1 protein-coding gene is annotated in these 1558 nt (G+C 76.7%); it reads right to left on the bottom strand.

The window, feature by feature from the left end; translation table 11 throughout:
- Window positions 1–1558, bottom strand: a 1558-nt coding sequence (locus tag C6N75_RS21415) for an alpha/beta hydrolase (RefSeq protein WP_258177527.1), incomplete at both ends; no start/stop codon positions are given.

Below are 1558 nucleotides of genomic sequence, written 5' to 3'. Positions count from 1 at the left end.
GCTGGTGGGCGGGGGCGGCGGACCGGGTGCCGCGGGCCGCGGTGCCGGTGGGCTGGGGCTCGGCGCCCGCGGGACAGACGGCGTCCGCCCCGCCCTGACCGCCGGCCGGCGGCAGCGCGCCGGTGTCCAGGTAGCGGGCCAGGTGTGCGTCCAGGCAGGCGTCGCCGGCGAGGGTGACCCCGTGGTTGCCGCTGCCCTCCTGGACGACGAGGCGGGAGCCGCGCAGCGCCTGGCGGGCCGAGACCGCGCCGTCGAACGGCGTCGCCGCGTCCTCGGTGGCCTGGAACAGCAGCACGGGCGGCAGCGCGGCGTTCGTCACGTCCGGCCGCTCGGCCGCCTCCACCGGCCAGAAGGCGCACGGCGCGTTGTACCAGGCGTTGTTCCAGGTGGAGAAGGGCGCCTTGGCGTGGGTGCGCCAGTTGTCCTGGTACCAGGTGCCCCAGGCCCGGGGCCACCTGGCGTCCCGGCACTGCACGGCGGTGTAGACCGAGTAGCCGTTGTCGTCGGTCGCGTCCGAGGCGGCCAGCGCCTTGTAGGCGGCGACCAGCGGCCCGGGGTCGCGCTCGTTGGCGTACGCGGAGAACGCCTCGGCGAGCACCGGCCAGTAGCCGTCGTAGTAGCCGCCCGGCAGGAAGGTGTCCTCCAGCTCCGCCGGGCCGACCGTGTGCCCGGCCGGCCGCCGCCGCAGCGCGTCCCGCATCGCGTACCAGCGGCGCTCGACCTCGGCCGGGTCGCCGCCGAGCCGGTACGCCTTGTCGTTGCGGGCCACCCAGGCGGTGAACGCCTTGTGCCGGGCGTCGAACGCGGTGTCCTGGGCGAGGTTCGCCTCGTACCAGACGGCCCGCGGGTCGACCACGGAGTCCAGCACGGCCCGGCGTACCCGCTGCGGGAACAGCCGCGCGTACACCGCGCCGAGGTAGGTGCCGTAGGAGTAGCCGAAGTAGCTGATCCTCGGCGCGCCCAGGGCCTGGCGGATGGCGTCCATGTCCCGGGCCGCGCTGACGGTGCCGAGGTGCGGCAGCAGCTTGCCGTGCTTCTCGCCGCAGGCCCGGGCGAAGGAGGCGGCCCGGGCCAGGTTGACCCGCTCGTCACGGGTGTCGCGCGGCACCGAGTCCGGGCGGACCGGCGCGAAGTAGCCGGGCTTGCAGTCGAGCGCGGGCTTGCTCGCGCCGACCCCGCGCGGGTCGAAGCCGATCACGTCGTACTGGGCGGCGGTCCTCGCCGGCAGCGAGGCGGCGACGAAGCCGGCCAGCGTGCGGCCGCTCGCCCCCGGCCCGCCGGGGTTGACCAGCAGCGGACCCTGCGAGGTCTTCGCGGTGTGCGGGACGCGGGACAGCGCGAGGGTGATCCGCTCGCCCAGCGGGTCGTCGTGGTCCAGCGGAACCGACAGTTCCGCGCATTGCAGGCGCGGGTAGTTCCGGGTCGCGCACGCCTTCCAGGCGAGCGGGGCGGCGGCGGCCGGAGCGGCGGGCTCCGGGACGTTCGCGGCGGGGCGGGCGGCGGCGGTGGGGGGGGCGGTCCCCGCTCCGGCCACCATGGCCCCCGCCGCGATCAGCAC

Origin of the sequence: Streptomyces solincola, assembly GCF_002982015.1 — a bacterium.
In the GTDB taxonomy this organism is placed as follows: domain Bacteria; phylum Actinomycetota; class Actinomycetes; order Streptomycetales; family Streptomycetaceae; genus Streptomyces; species Streptomyces solincola.
Note: the sequence above shows the minus strand (reverse complement) of the source record. Positions and strands in the feature narration are given on the sequence as shown.